This is a genomic window from Gemmatimonadales bacterium, from assembly GCA_019637315.1.
Taxonomy (GTDB): Bacteria; Gemmatimonadota; Gemmatimonadetes; order Gemmatimonadales; family GWC2-71-9; genus SHZU01.
Genome location: JAHBVU010000001.1, coordinates 276,151 through 294,277, shown reverse-complemented (window position 1 = coordinate 294,277; position 18,127 = coordinate 276,151). Strand labels below are relative to the sequence as shown.

At 66.8% G+C, this 18,127-nt stretch carries 11 protein-coding genes; 3 read left to right on the top strand and 8 right to left on the bottom strand.

Annotation, left to right across the window (positions count from 1 at the left end; all coding sequences use genetic code 11):
- Positions 1-11 precede the first annotated feature (11 nt).
- The 3 genes from KF785_01245 (at position 12) to KF785_01235 (ending at position 4,052) form a co-directional block, all read left to right on the top strand.
- Positions 12-1,424, top strand: a complete 1,413-nt coding sequence (locus KF785_01245) for a HEAT repeat domain-containing protein (GenBank protein ID MBX3145367.1) — start codon at positions 12-14, stop codon at positions 1,422-1,424.
- 14 nt (positions 1,425-1,438) lie between these two features.
- Positions 1,439-2,230, top strand: coding sequence for a HEAT repeat domain-containing protein (locus tag KF785_01240; protein MBX3145366.1), 792 nt, complete (start codon positions 1,439-1,441; stop codon positions 2,228-2,230).
- 235 nt (positions 2,231-2,465) lie between these two features.
- Positions 2,466-4,052, top strand: a complete 1,587-nt coding sequence (locus KF785_01235) for a S41 family peptidase (GenBank protein ID MBX3145365.1) — start codon at positions 2,466-2,468, stop codon at positions 4,050-4,052.
- A 135-nt stretch (positions 4,053-4,187) separates the two neighbouring features.
- On the opposite strand, the gene KF785_01230 is transcribed toward KF785_01235, so the two are convergent.
- Genes KF785_01230 through KF785_01195 form a run of 8 tightly spaced genes read right to left on the bottom strand, consistent with a single transcriptional unit; the run spans position 4,188 to position 18,068 of the window.
- Positions 4,188-7,580, bottom strand: coding sequence for a hypothetical protein (locus KF785_01230; protein ID MBX3145364.1), 3,393 nt, complete (start codon positions 7,578-7,580; stop codon positions 4,188-4,190).
- A complete protein-coding gene (locus tag KF785_01225; GenBank protein ID MBX3145363.1) occupies positions 7,577-9,619 on the bottom strand; it encodes a BatA domain-containing protein in 2,043 nt (680 codons plus the stop codon). The genes KF785_01230 and KF785_01225 overlap by 4 nt, the downstream gene beginning before the upstream one ends.
- A 2-nt stretch (positions 9,620-9,621) precedes the next feature.
- Entirely contained in the window at positions 9,622-10,518 is an 897-nt protein-coding gene (locus tag KF785_01220) for a DUF58 domain-containing protein (protein ID MBX3145362.1), read from the bottom strand.
- Positions 10,518-11,531, bottom strand: coding sequence for a MoxR family ATPase (locus KF785_01215; GenBank protein MBX3145361.1), 1,014 nt, complete (start codon positions 11,529-11,531; stop codon positions 10,518-10,520). The genes KF785_01220 and KF785_01215 overlap by 1 nt, the downstream gene beginning before the upstream one ends.
- A gap of 33 nt (positions 11,532-11,564) precedes the next feature.
- A complete protein-coding gene (locus KF785_01210; protein MBX3145360.1) occupies positions 11,565-12,344 on the bottom strand; it encodes a DUF4159 domain-containing protein in 780 nt (259 codons plus the stop codon).
- Entirely contained in the window at positions 12,341-14,821 is a 2,481-nt protein-coding gene (locus KF785_01205) for a tetratricopeptide repeat protein (GenBank protein ID MBX3145359.1), read from the bottom strand. The genes KF785_01210 and KF785_01205 overlap by 4 nt, the downstream gene beginning before the upstream one ends.
- On the bottom strand, positions 14,818-15,780 hold the full coding sequence (locus KF785_01200; GenBank protein MBX3145358.1) for a hypothetical protein: 963 nt from the start codon (positions 15,778-15,780) through the stop codon (positions 14,818-14,820). Before KF785_01200 ends, KF785_01205 begins: the two co-directional genes overlap by 4 nt.
- Complete coding sequence (locus tag KF785_01195) at positions 15,777-18,068, bottom strand: hypothetical protein (GenBank protein ID MBX3145357.1); 2,292 nt, start codon at positions 18,066-18,068, stop codon at positions 15,777-15,779. Before KF785_01195 ends, KF785_01200 begins: the two co-directional genes overlap by 4 nt.
- Between the last annotated feature and the right edge of the window lie 59 nt (positions 18,069-18,127).

Genomic DNA, 18,127 nt, shown 5'->3' with positions numbered 1-18,127 from the left:
AGACACGAACCATGCGCTTCATTTCGATCCTTGCGATCGCGGCGGTCCTGCCAGGGCTGGCCCAATCCCCGGACGGCGGGGCCTGGCAAGAGCTGACACCTCCGCTTGCCTGGGCTGCGCAGGATCCGGCCGACTCCCTCTACCGGGAGGCCCGCTCGGCGCTCAATCGCGGCAGCTACACCCGGGCAGCGTACCTCTTTGCCGAAGTCTACGGGCGGCATCCGCGTTCGAGCTACGCGGCCGACTCCTACTACTGGGAGGCCTGGGCGCAGTATCGGAGCGGCACCAACGCGAGCCTGGAAGCGGCCCGCTCGGCGCTGCTGGCGCAGCAGGCGGCCCACCCGAATGCCCGGACCCGGGACGACGCCGTTTCCCTGCTGGCTCGCGTCAATGCCCAGCTGGCACAGCGAGGAGACGCCCGTGCGGCAGCCGAGGTCCAGGCCATGGCCGAAGCAACGACCAGGCGCGCGGATGCGGTTGCCGACCTGGAAAAGGCCCGGGCCCGGACGGAGTCGGCTCGGTCGAGCCTGGTGAGCAGAACCGCCTGCCGGGAACAGCGCAACGACGAACGGGTCGCGGCACTCGATGCGCTGCTCCAGATGGACTCCGATCGCGCCATGCCGATCCTGGAGAAGATCATGGCCCGGCGCGACGAGGCCTCGACCTGCCTCCGCCGGCGGGCGGTCTTCCTGATCTCGCAGCAGCGCGGCTCGGAACGGATGCTGCTCGATGCGGTCCGCGCCGATCCGGACGCCGAAGTGCGCGAGCAGGCCGTCTTCTGGCTGGGCCAGGCCGGGGGCGACCGTGCGGTCATTGCGCTCGACTCGCTCCTCAAGACGTCGGCGGACGCCGCAGTCCAGGATAAGGCCATCTTCGCGCTGTCGCAGATCGGCTCGGCCGGCGCCAACCGCGCCCTCCGCGACTATGCCGTGCGTCCCGGAGCGCCGCTCAAGCTGCGAGAGAATGCCATCTTCTGGCTGGGGCAGACTGGCGGCGGCAACAATATCGAGTTCCTGCAGGGCATCTACCGGTCGTCGACCGAGCGGGCCATCAAAGACAAGATCGTCTTTGCGGTGTCGCAGCAGAGCGGCAGCGACGCCCGAGCCTGGTTGCTGAGCATTGCCCGCGACACCCGCGAGGACCTCGAGATCCGGAAGCGCGCCATCTTCTGGATCGCCCAGTCCGGCGGCACCGGCCTGCCCGAGCTCTTCAGCCTCTACGACCGGATCGAGGAACGGGCCATTCGGGAGCAGCTAATCTTTGCCTACTCGCAGCGCCAGGAACGCGGCGCCGTCGACAAGCTGATCGAAATCGCCCGCAGCGACAAGGATCCCGAGCTGCGGAAGAAGGCCATCTTCTGGCTCTCCCAGTCGCGCGATCCTCGGGTGGCCGTGTTCCTGGAAGAGATGCTGACGAAGCCGTGACGGAGACGATCACCATGACCACGCTGACCGGAACGGCCGCCGGACTCCTTCTTGCCGCGCTCGCCGTCGGACCGCTCGTTGCGCAGAACCTGCCGGCCCGGATTGCGGCGGCACCGGACGGCGAGGTTCGGCTCACCTTTGCCTCGCGGGAAGGGATCTGCGGCGACGGCGCCACGTTCATCCGCGACCTGAACCGCGACAACCATGTCACCATGTCCGGCGACTGGCGCGACTGGCGGTCCCGCCCCTGTGAGGAGGGTCCGGTTCGGATCCGACTCCGGGTCCAGGGCGGCGAGGTCCGGTCGGTTCGCACCGCCGTGGGCGGCATTTGGCGACCCAGCGAGGAACGGGTCACCGACCTGGGCCGGATCGGCGCCGCCGAGGCGGCTCGGGGCCTCCTGAGCATGGCCCGGAACAGCTATGGCAAGGGCAACGATCTGATCTTCCCTGCCACCCTGGCCGACAGCGTCACCTTGTGGCCGGACCTGCTCGAGTTGGCCCGGGACCGGCAGGTGGCCTCATCGAGTCGAAAGAATGCCGTGTTCTGGCTCAGTCAGGCAGCGGGCGACAAAGCGGCCGATGGCCTAGAGCGGATCGTCACCGACGAGGGCGATGATCGCGACGTCCGGGAGCACGCGGTCTTTGCCATCTCGCAACTGCCGCAGGATCAAGGGGTTCCGATTCTGCTCCGGGTTGCCCGAACCAATCCGAACCCGGGGGTCCGGCGGAAGGCCATGTTCTGGCTCGGTCAGTCGGACGATCCTCGGGCACTGTCCCTGTTCGAGGACATCCTGACCAAGCCCTAGGGCGCTTCCGAACATTTTCCTGCCACAATCCGTAGAGTCTATGGAGGGGGATCCAGCTACTGTTGGTCCCCCTCCGGCACGTTGCGCCCGGCAGACCCGACCCGGGTTGTCGAACGCCAGATTTTCTGGTTAGTTAGGTGTGGCAACCGTGTCAGGGTGGCCCGAAGGATGCACGGTTAATGGTGAGATGGGCGCCATTCCGGCGTTACAAGTTCTGATGGGAGCGATTCGAAACATGCGACGTCGCCATTGGTTGGCAGCAACGGTCATTCTGGGCCTTCCCTTGGGGATCGGCGCATTCGTTCAGCAGAGTCAGTCGGCCGGCGACGGCGCTCGGCTCTTTTCGCAGGTAATCCAGCGGATCGAGGAAAGTGCCGTCGATTCGCTGGCCCGCGCCGCGATCTTCGAACGGGCCGCGCGCGGCCTCGTCAAGCAGCTGAACGATCCGTACGCCGATCTGTACTCGCCCGAAGAACTGGCCTCCTTCCAGCGCCAGACGCTCCGCAACAACTATGCGGGCGTCGGAATGCAGATCGAGAGCCAGGACGGCGCCATCATCGTGGCGCGGGTCTTCCCTAACGCACCGAGCGAAAAGGGCGGCGTGCTCGCCGGCGACCGGATTGTCGCGGTCGACTCCGTCCCGGTCACGGGGCTCCGCCTCGATCAGGTCTCGCAGCGACTGCTCGGCACCCCGGGCACCGAAGTCAAAGTGGTGTTCCAGCGCCCCGGTCTGCCGGAGCCAATCCGTACCACGTTCAAGCGCGCCGTGGTTCGGGTACCGGCCGTACCGTATACACTGGTCCTCGACGGCGGGGTTGGCTACATCCCGCTGCAGAGCTTCAACGAGTCGGCGGCCCAGGACGTCGAACGATCGCTGCAAGCGCTCAAACAGCAAGGCGCTCGGTCCTTCATCATCGACGTGCGCGGCAACGGCGGTGGCAGCCTCGAGCAGGCGCTCGAAATCGGCAACCTGTTTTTCCGGCCCGGCCAGGAGCTGGCGAGTGTGCGGCATCGCGGCCGCACGCCTGAGGTCTATCGCGCAACCCGGACCTCGGTCGTCGACTCCATGCCTGTCGCGGTGCTGGTCGACGGTTACAGCGCCTCGGCTTCGGAAATCGTAGCCGGCAGCCTGCAGGACCATGACCGGGCGCTGGTCGTCGGTACGACATCGTTCGGCAAGGGCCTGGTGCAGACGCTCTACCCGCTCGACGGCGGCTGGGCGATGAAGATCACGACCGGGAAGTGGTACACCCCAAGCGGACGGTCGATCCAGGCGGACCATGATCGCCTGGGCGATGAGCGCTTCGTCGAGTACGCTGCGGAGCCGGGTCAGACCGATTCGACCCGCCAGCGCCCGGTCTTCAAGTCCGACGGCGGTCGGCCAATCCTCGGTGGCGGCGGCATCACCCCCGATATCATCGTCCAGTCCGACACCCTGACCGACCCGGAGCGGAATCTGGCCCGTGCGTTCGGTGCGCACCAGTCACAGTGGTACATCGCGGTCTACTCGACCAGCCTCGACCTCAAGGGCTCGGTCAAGCCGGACTTTGCTGTGCAGCCCGCCTGGCGGGAAACGGTCTGGAAGAAGCTGCAGGCTTCCAAGGTGACGGTGACTCGCGATCAGTTCGAGGCCGGGTCGGCCCTGGTCGATCGGGAACTCGAACGGTGGACCTCGCGCCTGGCCTTCGGCGATTCGGCCTGGTTCCGCCGGTCGATCAAGTACGACCGCCAGCTGCAGACGGCCATGGAGTACCTGCAGCGAAGCCCGACACAGCGCCAGTTGCTGGCGCAGGTGCCGCCAATGGAAGCAACCAAGCCCTGATCCACAGCTTGATCAGGCAAATGACGAAGGGCCGGCAAACGCCGGCCCTTCTGTTTTTCCCCGCCCGCCAGCGGTGCGAACCTGGCAGACCGATGATCGAACGCTCGATGCGCTGTCGAGCGGCATCCGGCGGCGCTAGGGTTGAGCCGGGCTGGGACGCTGTCTGGCAAGCGCCCGGTAGTACTCCTCGACCAGTTCTCGATACTGGGGCGGGACTCGAGCGGTGGCGCCCGCCGCCGGACGCTGGCCTCCATCGCTGCCGAACCGGCGCCAGAGCGCAAACTCGATCTCCTTGAGGCCTGCAATCAGGTCTCGTTCCAGTCGATCCAGCGCCGCCGGGTCGTCGAAGCTCTGCTGATCTTCGAATTGGCGGAACCCCTGCAGCACCCGATCCAGCGGCGCCGTCTCCTCACCGAGCGCGCGAAGATCCGCCCGCAGCGAATCGGCAGCCTGGCGCCTGGCGCGCAGCTCACGCGCAAACTGCCGGCCCGGTCTGCCATCGGCTCCATCGGGAGTGCCGTTCCGAGCCCCTCCTTGGGACGGAGCGGCCTCGGCCGAGCTGGGGTCCCGCGCTTCACCCGGCGCTGGCGCCCCCGACGCCTGACTGCCCTGACCGCGGCGCTGCTCGGCCCGGGCCCGTTCGTTGAGCGACTCGAGCCCGCGCACCAGATCCCGCGCCCGCTCCATGGCGCGGTTCTCCCGGCTGCCCTCGGCCTGACCGAGGCTTCGTGAGGCCTCCCTGAGCCGCCCCGCCGCATCCGCCAGGTTCTCGGCAATCTGTTCTTCGAACTGCCGGACATACTCCTGCGACCCGCGCTGCAGCAAGCTCTGAGAGAATCGCAACTTGTCACCGACCCGATCGGTGCGCATACCCTCAGCGGCTTCGGCCAGCTTGCGGGCGGCGGCCGGCTGCTCCCTGGCCGCGTCCTTCGACAGACGATCGGCATCCGCAGCAAGCTGCTCTGCGTCACGGGCCATCTCTTCTTTCCGCTCGCTCAGCGCGGCGGCGCGGCGGCGGCGTTCGGTCGGATCTGCCGGGAGCGAGGTGGCCTGCTCGGCTGTTTCGCGCTGTCGCTGCCGCAAGGCCTCGGCACGCGCTTCGAGCCGACGAATTTCGTCCTGCCGGCTCTCCGACCGTGAGCGTTCGAGCTGCCGAGCCGCGTCGCGCAGCTGCTCCAGCGCCTCGTTGCCCTGGCCGGGCGCCGACTGCGGATCGGTCCCGGCAGCGCGCCTCATCTGGTCTGCCGCCTCGCGCAGCCGACGGGCCGCGTCTGCCATGCCCTGGTCCTGCCGCTCTCTCGCCAGGCGTTCGAGCTGCCGGGCCGCTTCCTGCGTTTCGTCCGCCAGCTGGCGCTGCGCATTGCTGCGCCCACCACCCTGCGCCGAGCGATTGCGCAACGCGTCTGCCATCCGCGCCATCCGCTCGTTCTCCTGCTGCTGCCGAGCTGCCAGTCGTCGAAGTCGCTCTGCCGTTTCGTCGAGGGTCCGCTCAGCCTCGGCGCCCTGATCCTGCGGCATGGCCTCGTACTGGTTCTGCAATCGATCCGTTTCCAGCTCGAAGAGGTCTGCCAGTTCCTCGGCGTTCCGCTGCTGCCCGCCGCCTCCGCCGCCGCCCTGCTGATTACCCCGGGAAACCTGCACCTCCCGATAGGCAGCCTCGGCCCGCTGAAGGTGGGTCAGCGCCTGCTGCGCCGGGGGCAGCGCCGCCCGAGGGCGATGGCGCCCCAAACGTTCCTCGGCCTCTTGAAGGTGAACCGCTGCGGAGTCGAGCGCCTCACCGATCAGGACGAACGTCGAATCCACCCGCGCCATACCACGCTGCGCCATGCGGCGACGCAGCTCCGCAACATCCTGACGGATCCGCCCCTCGCCGATAGCCAGGGTCGTGAGATTCTCGCGATAGCTTCGTGCATCAGCCGCACTGTCGCGGGTGACATTGAAGGTTCCCACCACGATGAGGCGCTGACGCTCAGCCAATCCATCCGGCTCCTCGCCACCGCCGCCACCGCCAGGCATGCCGCTCTGCTCCGCTTCACGGTAGCTTCGGTCGAAGGGACGGATTTCCAGGAAGTACATGTCACTCACACCGGACTGTCCCGCGCCGTCAATCGCCTCCGCATGGTAGGACACGAGATCACCCGGCTGGAGCGACCATTCCTCGAGAAAGAAGGTGTGCGCAGCCGCGAGGTCGCGCAGCGCGCGTACGGTAGTGTCGGACAGGACATGTGTCGTCGGCTCGGCGCCGTTGACGCTGACGTGCAGCAGCAGGCGGCGAACGCCGAAATCGTCGAATGCTTCGACCTGGGCGGTAACCTCTTCGATCGAGGTCGGCTTGGTGTCCCGACCCGGCGCGGCAAACCGAACCGTCGGCGGTGTATCGTCCAGTGCGTCGATGGCGTATTGCAGCCCTGTGATCCGACGCCCGTCATCGGCCACCAGGTCGATTCGCCAGAAGAGGTCTGCCCCGACCCGCACCGTCCCGTTCCAGGCGCCGTCGGAACCAATCGCCATTGCCTCGGGCGGACGACCCTCAACCACCAGGAATGCGGCCCGCGCCGATCGGGTCGGCTGCGCACTGAGCCGCACGACGCTGCCAGTCAGCACGGCAAGGTCACCAACCGCTTCGACCGACTCGACCGGAAGGCCGGTGTACCCGGGAGGATCGATGGTGGCCGAGACGCTGCGCACTGCAGGAAGGTCAACGACGGTGAGGCGGAACGCCGACGAGCGGACCCCTTCAGACTCTACGAAGTAGTCGACCGGCCCGTCGACATCGAACAGGCGCGACGTGAACCGACCGAGCACCGTGTCCTGCGTCATGGGAAGGCGCTCCCATTCCCCGGTGGAGTCGATCCGAAACACCAGTTCGGCTGCCGGGCTGGTGAAGCCGCCCAACTGAGCCGCTACGTCGACGGCTCCGCCTCTCGGCACCTCGGCGTTGCCGGGAAGAACATCAACCGAGAATACCGGCGCCCGCGGTATCGGTCGCCAGGGGTTGAGCAAGCTCAGGGTCGCGTCGCGAAAACCGGTCGGGCCAAAAGCCAGCAGGGCGGCCGACGCCAGAATCACTCCACCGAAACGGCCCGCCGCCCGCCGCACTTGATCGCGTTCCAGGTGGCGGCCGTCGTCGATCGATGCCAAGCCGCGTCGGGCAGCCGCAAAGACCCGTTCCGCCAACCCCGGCGAAGCATTCGGATCAGTCTCAACCGTAACAGAGCTGAGCAGGGCGGCCCGAAGAGCGGGCGAGCGCTCCTCGACGTACAAGGCGACCTGAGCCGATGAAGGACGACGCCTCGACCAGCGTCGCATCAGGAGCAGCGCCGTGACTGCCACGACCAATCCAGCCAGCCAGCGCGCCGTCCGAACTGTGGTCTCGTGCTCGCGAATCGACCCCCAAGCCAGGCCGACGGCAACGACGAGCAATGCGATCACGACGGCCAGCACGACTAGCGACTCCAACGCCAGGCGACGGCGCCAGCGAGCCCGGATGCCATCGAGGGCTGTGTGAATGTGGTCTCGGTCGGTCATGCACCACCTCCCGTCTCCCGGACGCGCCGAGCCGCGCGAACCGTGTATAGAGTTTCGGCTCCGAGCGCCAGAAACGCCAGGATGAGGAGAATGCTCCACCAGGACTGGCGCCGCTCCTGCTCGACGGCCGTAAGCGGCGCAACCGTCGGCGCCGCGGCCGAGTCCGTTGGAGCCCGCAATTGAGCCAGGGCATCGGCTGGCGTCACGGAGGTCAGCTCCGATTCCTCCGGCGCCGGGTTCACCGCCAGCTGAGCTACCGGCACGGCGGCGAGATCGCTCCGCAACTGATAGAAGCCGATCGCGGGCAGGATGACCGTTCGGTTACTGTCCGCCGCGATTCGCTGGCTTCCGCCGGAGGGGTCGATCAGTGTGAGCGCCCGAGTGTCCTGGGGAATCGCAGCCGCTTCGCCGGCTGTATACCACCGCTTCTCTTCCCGAAGTTGTCCGACATGGGATACGAGCTGCTGCATCAGCGGGAGAAATACAGGTTGAAGCGCGAAGTCAGACCAGAGAGTGCCCACGGCCAGAGCCGAGACCACCACGCGACCGGCTCCGGAGCTGCCGTCGATCAGAGCGGGCCTGCCGTCGTCGAAGCGGGCCACGACTTGAGCGGACGAGTCGGCCGTAAGGTCGCGATAGCGAAAGAACCGCGCCGCGCCGAAGTCTCGGGACAGCGCCTCTTTGAAGGGCTCGAAGACTGGATGATCGCCGTCGAGCTGGCCGAGACGGCCGCCCCGGTCGTTCATGCGGTCGATCGTACCGCCGATCGTTGCCGGGAGCCAGCCAGCATCTCCCCGAAATGCGGACCTGCCAGCACCAAGGACCACGCCGCCGCCGCGTTCGGTGAAGCCGCGCAGTGCCGCCATTCCCGCCGGCGACACACCACCACCGTCGACCACGACCACCACTTGGCTCTGGCCAAGGTCTGCAGCCGAGGGCGTAGCGCTCCGTCGCACCGTAATGGCCAGCGCCGGCGAGCGATTGATCATCAAGGCGCGCTCGAGGAAGACGGCCTCCTCTGCAGGCGTACCTGGCGGGACGAGCAGCAGGACGGGCACGCCGGCCGCGGCGGTCAGCGAGAACCGGAGCGTATCGTCGGCCGCGAGGGCGTCGGGTTCCAGCGCTACCGCTGCGATGCCATCACCCTCGGCAATCCAGACCGGATCGAAGCTGGCGGTCGTCATGCCGGACGCGCTCAACGTCACCTGGGTGGACGCCAGCTCCCGACCGTTGACGAGCAGGGTGGCCCGGGTGCTGCGCCCAGCGGCTCCCTTCGACGCGATCGGGGCACTGACGGTCAGTCGGGTCCGACGGCCCTCGGTGCGGCGATCGACCTCGACTTGTACGACTCGTGCGTTGACGGGATCCGACTCTGCGACCGAGATGAATCGCATGGCCGCTCCGGGAATACGCTCCACCGATTCGAGGCCCGCCAGCGCGTGCCGCTGCAGATCGGACACGACCACGACTTCGATGGCGGAGCCTCGCGCTTCGGCTGCCAGGTCACGCGCTACCCGAATCGCGGGACCAATCCGACTCCTGCCTGAACCGGGCGTCAACGAGACGACCAGACCGCGAAGGCCGGCCAGGTCTGCACTCGGTCGAGCGAGCACTTCCGCCGCGTCGTCGAAGGCAATCAGCGCGGCCTGGTCGCCCGAACCGAGCGTACTTAGCACAGCACCGATCGAGTCCTGGGCCCGCTCCCAGACGCCGCGATATCCCATACTGAGGGAGCGATCCACCGCCACGATCAGGGTCCGAGCCACCTTGCCTGCTGCCGGGCTCGGATCGGCCTGGCGCCAGAACGGCCGGGCAAACGCGGCCACCAGAGCCGCAACCGCCAGGGCGCGGAGCAGCAATAGCAGCGGGTGCGTGATCCGGCGCCGCTCCGCCGTGCGGCTGGGGACCTGGCGCAGGAACATCAGCGACGGAAACGCGATCGGATCGCGCCGTTCGCGCTGGCGCAGGTGCACCAGCACAGGCACCAGGATGGCTGCCAACCCTGCCAGCAGCGCCGGCACCAGCCAGCCGAGTCCCACGATCAGCGAACCCGTCCCAGCGCTTCACGCTGATGCAAGTAGCGGTACAACGCGCGATCGAGCGGTTCCGAGGTTGCTACCCGCGCATAGTCGACGCTCGATCGGGTCAGCAGCGTCTGCAGCTGGGCCAGGTGCTCGTCATAGGCCGCCCGGTAGGCGGGGCGCAGACGTTCGGGAGAAAGCGAGATGCGCTCGCCCGACTCCAGATCTTCGAAGCTGGCGGCCTCGCTGTACGGAAAACTTTGTTCCGCGGGGTCCATGACATGAATGGCAATCACGTCGTGCCCACGTACACGGACGCCGCCAAGCGCACCGGTAACGGCCTCGGGCGGCGCGTACCAGTCGGACACGAAGACCGTAATGCCTCCACGACCGAGCAGTTCGTTGATGGCCGGGTTGGCCTCGATGCCGCTGCCGGACCCTGCGGGTGACGCGTTCGCCAGCTCATGCAGGACCAGCCAGAGATGGCGCGTCGAGGGCGGCACGTAGCGGACAACCCGGTCGGTGTACAGCACGAGGCCGATCCGGTCGCCCTGGCGCTGCGAGAACCACGCCAGCGCAGCCACCAGCATCCTGGCGTAGTCGAGCTTGGTCACGCCGGCAGAACCAAACGCCATCGACTTCGACAGATCGAGCGCGAGCAAGACCGACACGTTCGTGTCTGCCTCATACTCTTTGATGTAGTACCGATCGGTCCGACCATAGACTCGCCAGTCGAGCCGCCTGAGGTCGTCGCCCGGCTGATACGACCGATGCTCGGCAAACTCGGTCGAATGACCCAGCCGCGGCGCCCGGTGCAAGCCATGCATGAACCCGTCGACCACGGTCCGCGCAATCAGCGAGAGATCGCCGATGCGAGCCAGCACGACGGGATCGAGCAGGCCGGGCAACACTGTCATCAGGCCATCCCGGATCGCGGTGCCGGCACCGCCGCGACGAGTTGCTCGATGACACTGTCTGTCGTGACCCGCTCGGCCCGGGCCTGGAAGTTGAGCAGGAGACGATGCCGAAGCACCGGACGCGCCAGGAAACGAATGTCCTCGAACCCGACGTGGGCGCGGCCGTCGAGCAGGGCCTTCGACTTCGCACCGAGCAGCAGGGCCTGTGCGGCACGCACACTCGCTCCGTAGGAAACCCACTGCCGAACGAAGGCCGGCGCATCCGGATCGGCCGGTCGACTCATCCGCACGAGACGTACGGCGTAGTCGACGACCGGATCGGCAACCGGAACGCGACGAACCAGGTGCTGGAACCGGACGAGATCCGCACCCGAAACGACTCGATCGAGCGATCCGCCCTGGACTCCGGTGGTCAGTCGGGCGACCCGGATCTCGTCGGCCTCGGACAGGTGATCGAGCACGACCTCGAAGAGGAATCGATCGAGCTGTGCCTCAGGCAGCGGATAGGTTCCCTCGAGCTCGATGGGGTTCTGAGTTGCGAAGACGTGAAAGGGTGGATCGAGCGGATAGGTCTTGCCCTGAACAGTCACCCGCCGCTCCTGCATGGCCTCGAGCAGGGCCGCCTGAGTTTTCGGCGGCGTTCGGTTGATCTCGTCGGCCAGCACGACGTTGGCAAAGACGGGTCCTCGCATGAAGACGAGTCGACGCTGCCCGGTAGCGGGGTCGTCCTGGATCACGTCTGTTCCCGTCACATCCGATGGCATCAGGTCGGGCGTGAACTGAATCCGCTGAAAGGACAGATCCAGCACTTCAGCCAGCGTCTGCACCAGCAGGGTCTTGGCCAGACCGGGAACGCCAACCAGCAGGCAGTTCCCGCCCGACAGCAGCGCAATCAGGCACTGCTCGACGACCGGCTCCTGTCCGATGATTCGCTTGGCGAGCTCGGTCCTGATCCGGCCCGCCGCGGCATGCAATCGATCCGCGACGATGCGATCGTCCGAATCCGATCCGATAGTTGGTGTTGTCAGAGTCACGCGGGACCTCGATCAGCGGGTGAGCGCATAGACGATGTAGTTGATGCCGAGCTTGTACGCTTCGTTCGACAAGTCGACCGAGAACCACTCGGTATCGGAGTACTCCCAGTACTCCGCGATGTCACCATTGTAGTTGATCGCCACCATCAGGCGCTTGGTGGGATCGTTGTCCTCGAAGATGCCAAGGAACTCAGTCTGGACTTGCTGGTAGGGGTGGACATATTGATCGAACGATCGAATCCGGTAAAACGAGTCAAAGACCGGATGCTCGACCGGGATCGGCTGCATCCGGGCCTCGGGAAGCACCCGTCGAAGCTGTTCCTGCAGGTTGATGATCTGCCGCCCGGCAAAGTCGTCAACGATCAAGAACCCGCCTTTAGCGATGTACGCGCCGAGCGCCGCTACCTCGGCATCGTTTGGCACCCAGAAGCCGGGTTCACAGAGATAGGCGACCGGGAACTTGAACAGGTCCGGATCATCGAGCGTCATGATGTTTGACGCATCGACCCGCGGTCGCACCGTCGTCAGTTCGGCAAGAATCCTGGTGAAATGACGCTCGGCACGGGGATAGTCGTGATTCCACCGCGGATCCCCTCGACCGAAGCCGAAGTCGCCGACTCCACCCCGAGGCTGGTACTGGATTCGCACGAAGGTGAAGCGGCCGTCGTACGGCACGTTCGGCGGATACTCCGACGCACCACTCTCCCCTCCCCGCCGCCGCTGAGCTTCCGCCGTGGCCAGGATCAGCGCCGCGGCGGCCAATCCGGTGAGCCAGCGTAAGACTCGCCTCATCGCGCCCCACCTCGCAGCTCGAGCAGGAGCTGCTGCGCCGGTTCGTATGACGGCGCCTCTTCGAGGGCTCGGAGTACCTCGCGACGCGCCGAGACGTTGTCACCCGCGTTGCGATAGGCGAGGGCGAGGGCGTAGTACGCGCCCGCCCGATCCGTCGGCATCAGGGCAACCACAGCCCGCCGCTGCCGGACCTCGCGCGCATGATCCTTGGCTGCAGCGGCGAGCTCAGCCGCTTGCCTGTGAAGGGCCTGGTCGTACGGGTGGATGTAAATAGCCCGTTCGAGTGCGGCAAGGGCCCCCGCCGCATCGCCTCGGCCAGCCCGTAACTCAGCCTCGCGACGATTGGCCTCATAGTGGCTGTCGTTGAACCGGGTTACCCGACTCAAGTACTCAATGGCACGCGCGGTGTCGCCACGCATGCGGTGGATCTCGGCGAGATGCCAAGCGGGACCATCCTCCACACCCATATCCGGAAAGATGCGATCGGCCCGCTCCAGGGTGGAAACAGCCTCGTCGAGCTGACCCGCGGCGCGAAGGCGGATGCCGCTCGCCACCAGCGCCTCGAGTTCTCCCGGAACAGCGACCGAATCGCGCACCGCTGCGACACTCTTGAGTGGTGTTGCAAACCGTTGTGCCAGCCAGTCGTTGAAGCGCGAGTCGACCTCCGCGACCGAGACTCCGGTGGCCCCGCGAATCGCGTCGTCCGTCGGTACGCCACGCCGATAGCCGTCGAGCAAACCGAGAATGGCATCGAACCCGTAGGTTGCCTCCAAGTACTCGCACAACAGCGAGGCGTGATAGTACGAGAGCCCGATCTCAGCCGGGTACCGCGGCCGGACGAAGCCATCATTCAGCGTGCCCACCGATCGTAACCGGCCGCCTTTCAGCGCCGCCAGGTACGCGGGGCTGGCCTGCGCTCCCCAGCCGGGTCGGGCACGTCGCTCTTCCAGAACAGAGAGTCCTTCCGACAACCATCGGGGCACCCGATGGTCGGTGGCTCCGAGGGTAAAGGCGTGCGCCAGTTCATGCCACGCGGTCGAGGCCCAGTTGAAGTCGCCCGGGTCGCGTGCAGAAGGGGCATCCATGGCCAGCACCGAGCCGAAACTCACCCCGAGCGCCCCGAGCCCGGCGATCCCGACCGTGCGCACCGAGAAGTCGGCGTGACTGCCGTACAGCTCGAGACGAATCGGCGTGGGCGGGTGGTAGCGATACCGCGCAGCGAGCGAGTCATACCCCGCCTCGAGCAGCGGTACGAGGTACAGCGCCAGCAGGTCCGCCTCGTCCGGAGGTGCAACGATCTGGATCCGATTCGAGCCAATCGTGCGAAAGTTTGCGAGTCGGTCCAGCAGATCCAGCGTGTTCTTGTTCCACAGGTGATACGGATCGCGGCGGAACGCGCGCTCGAGGTGCACTCTGGCTGTATCTATCCTGCCGAGCCGGAGCTCGTTGGTACCGAGGGTAGTCAGCGCGGCCGGGTGATCGGGGTCGAGCGCCACTCCCCTTCGCGCCAGGTCGGCCGCCTCACGATAGCGACGCTGCCGCGCGAGGGCCTCACCCGCCTGCGCATAGAAGTCGGACGGCGCGGCCTGGCGTGACCGCAACCGCGCCTCCGTTGCGGCAAACCCGGCGGAGTCGTCGCGAACGAGTTGGACAGCGGCCCGCACGGCCCAGCCGAGCTGCTCGGCAGAATCGAGCGCAATGGCGCGATCGGCACGGACTAGGGCAGAGTCGAACGATTCCGCATCGAGATCGAGGCGAGCAAGCGCAGCATGAGTGAGGGCAAGGCCAGGGCCACTCCGCACCGCCCCTTCGAACATCGCACCGCTCCCCGGGCTGCCGTCCAGCTGCCCGGCCAACGCCAGGCCAAGCTGCGCACGGGGGTTGTCCGGGTCGCGAGTCAGCACCTGCTGGTAGCTGCGTCGCGCATCCGGAACGTTGTACTTGTCGAGGAAGAGATCTCCAAGTCTGAGCTGCGCTTCGAGCAGTGTCGAGTCGGCCGCAATGGCGCGATCGAACGCCGTCAGGGCATCGCGGAACTGCGCAGGCTGCTCGCTGCCCAGCAACTGATACGCCAGCCCCAGCGCCAACCAGTCGGCCGGCATCAGATCCGGTCGGCGCTCGAGGGTGGTGGCAAGGCGATCGGCTTGGCGCAGCGCTTCTTTGCGGTCGCCACGCCGGGCCGTCACCTCTGCGCGCCGCGCCGCGGCCAGGGCTGCATTCGGTCCGCCCGCCGCGGCGACCTCGGCAAAGTGCCGGTCTGCCTCGACCAGGCGCCCTCGGAGCGCCATCGCCTCTGCCATCCACAGCTGCCCCCCCGGCGTACCAGCCGCCTGCTGTATCGCCGCCTCGGCGTCGCCTCGGTCGAGCAGCCAGCGCGGGGAGCGCTGAGCCGGATTCCGGTCGCCGGCGCAGGTCGTGACGGCCAGCGCCAGCACGATCATGCCGGTGACGATTCGAAGACCACGCACCGCCATCATGGGGACCCCCGTACGGCACGGATCCTCTGATTCGTCTCCGCCAGGGCGACGACCAGCCGCTCGAGCTCTCGTTCGTATGCCACCGAGTCCGTTGCCGCCTTTCGACCGCGCAACTCGGCGATGGCGGCCTCGAGCCGCCGTCGCTCTGCCAGCAGCTGAGCTACCCGCGGATCGGTACTCTGTTCTTCGACCTTGAGGGGCACGCTGATCGCAGCAGCTCGTCCACCGGCGCCGGCAAGCTCGGCGCTGCCGGTGCCGCTGCCATTGTCGTCGATCTGGGAATGCTCGGTCAGCAACCTGCGGGCCGACTGGTACGACCGGATCACCTCCTGGCGGGCATACCTGTATGCTTCGGCCAGCGAAATCCGGCCGTTCTTGTCGGCGTCCGCCTCGTCACTGGTCAGCGCTTTGACGAAGAACTCGCCGAACCGGGTCGCGTTGCGCTCGGTGCCCGTTTTCGTTGCCGTGATGACGATTCGCGAAGGCGACGCCAGCGGCCCGAGGAACCCCCCACTGGCACTGGCCGCGTTGACGACCACCACGCGTCGGCGCCCAAAGGCCTGGAGCGCGAGCGCCAGATCCGGTGCCGTGAGGTCCGGTCCGGGCAAGTTGAGCTGCGCGACCCCGGCTTGCTCACTGCCATGCCCGGCGAGCAGCACGACAACGACACCGTTCCCACCGCCAGAAGCGGCCAGCCGGGATACGGCCGCGATCACGCCATCTCGATCGGAGCGGCCCGTCGTGCCGGCTGCGGGGGCATGCTGTTCCGCCAGGTAGATGATGTTGGAATCGGCCAGGCCCCACCGCTCCCTGGCTGCGGCAACCATGCTGCGGCCGAGCGAGGTCAGCATGGCGGCATACGACGGCTCACCCGATAAGCCGGTCACCACCAGGAGCTGGGTCACCTCGCCTGAGGGCTGAACCGTTCCGAGCAGCAGGGCCAGCATCAGTTGCGTCATATCAGCCCCCGATACCGGCGGTAAACCCATTCGAAGCCGAGCAGACCCAGCAGCCCGATCAGCACGATCGGCATGTCCCAGAGATCCAAGGCCTCACGTATCGTGACACCGCTCTCGGTAAATACCACGTCATCCGGAAGCGAGGCGACGGTCGCTTGCGTGTAGAACCGTCCGCCCGTCTCACGCGCCACCCGCTGCAGCAGCACGCTGCGCATCTCTGCATTGACGAAATCCGCGCCGCGATCTGCCACGCCGAGTGAAGTCGGCGTCAGACGAACCGTGTCGCTGCCGATGACGGCCTGACCGCTCAGGAGATGTTCCCCCTCCTCGGTCGGAACGAAGGTGCCGGCGTACTGGCCATCCCGTCCCAGGGTCCACTCCAGCGGAACCTGCCGGGTCGTGCCATCGGGCCCGACGACCTCAACCTCCACCTGGGCGTCGTTGACACGACGGAAGGCAGAGTCAGTCAACTCGAGCTGGATGGTCGTCCGCTCACCAGGAGCAGGATAGTTCGGAGCAATCGCGAGGTCGGTCCGGTCGGGAACCTCCTCCAGCATCCAGCGCAGCAGCTGCCGCCAGAGTGTTTCATGGGTCTGATCCTCGACCGGAATCGAGGCGTGCATCTGCCAGAGCCAGCTGTCCTGAATCGGAAAGGCCAAGGCACGCCCACGACCATACCGATGCCAGGCCAGCACCGGAACGGTTTCGCCGTTGGCGGACCGACCGTCGAGCAGCGCCGTTGCACCCGGCTTGAGACCCGTGGTCCGATTCACACTGGTCAGCGCAGGCAGCGAATCCCACCGGGTCCGATTCGCATCGGGGTCCTCGGCCAGCAGGAGCGCCGCGTTACTGAAGCCGGCCGGGGTCGGTCGAACCTGCAACTCGATCGGGATCTCAGCCGAATCGGCTGTTCGGTTCACGAAGGTCACGGGAAGGGCATCCGCCAGAGCAGTGCCTTCGAACGCCCCTTCGCCCAGCGCAGCACGCCCACCAAGCGCCAGCAGGCTGCCACCGCGATCGCTGACGTACTCGCCGATCATGCGCAGCTGGTCGGCAGTGAACGAGGCAGCCTCGATGCTCCCCAGGATCAGCGCTCGATAGCGGAACAGCTCGGCCCGGGTCGTCGGGAACCCGCTGATGAGCTCGAGACTGTCATCGACACCGAGCCGGAGGTACTTGTCCTTGGCGGTACGCTGCAAGCCGACCACCTGCAAATTGCTGTCGCTCTGTGCCGCACGGCGAAGGAAGGCAAATTCGGGGCGAATGCCGCCTTCGACATAGAGAATCTTCTCTCGCCGATCGCGGACTTCAACCCTGGCGTTCTGACTGTTGTTCTGGGCCAGGACTTCCCCGTCGACGGGACGCACCGAGACACGGATATCACGCACCCCCGCCTCGAGCGGCGGCACGCGGATCGGCACCGTCAGAACGTCAGCCCCCCGGGGAACCACGACCTCCTGATTGGCGACGATCTTGTTGCCGTCCTCGACCACCAGCGCCAGCGTCGTTCCCGCCACGCCGCGAGCGCGAAGCGAGACGGAGCCCACCAGCACGGCACCCTTGAGGGTTGAGTGCGGCAACTCGATCCGGTCAATGGCAACATCGCGCGCGAAGCGCTCGGACCCGACACCCACGGTGTAGACCGGTATCTTCGCGGCCTGCAAGCCAAGCAGGGCATCACTGATGGCCTGTCCGGCGTTGTCGGCGCCATCCGTCGCAACGATCAGCCCGGCTAGCGGCGCTCCGGCGAAGTCCCGGCGGGCATCACCGAGTGCCGTCGCCAGGTCGGTCCGACTGCCGGTGCCCCGCAGCGCGGAGGGGCCATCGATTCGTTCGAGCGTCTCGGAAAAGCGGTAGAACCGGAGTGCGAACCGCTCCGCAAGCCTCGGCACCAGCGAACCTTCGGTGTCGCCAAAGAGCTGCCGGACCAGCTCGAGTCTGGTCCCGGCGTCGACATCCCGAATCTGCATGCTCTTCGAATCGTCGAGGACGATACCGAGAATGTTCTGCTGAGGAAGCGAGGTCGACACCAGCAGGGCAGGACGAAGCAAGCAGAGCGCCACCAGAAGCAGCCCCAGGCTGCGCACCGTGGCCAGGATGATCCGATCGAGCCGACCAACCCGCCCGGCCTTGAGGTACCCCGCAATCGTGAAAGCAATCAACAACAGCGTGACAGGAGCCAGGATCCGGAGCCACCCGGCATGCTGCCACACCAGGATCCCCTGCTCGAAGACCCGAGCAGGGTATTTGACGAGCAGCTCGGGCACCGACAGAGGGGACCAGGCCACCGAATGATCCTCGCGGCGCTCCGCTCACCGACCCGGGAGAGGTCGGGAGGTCGACCGAC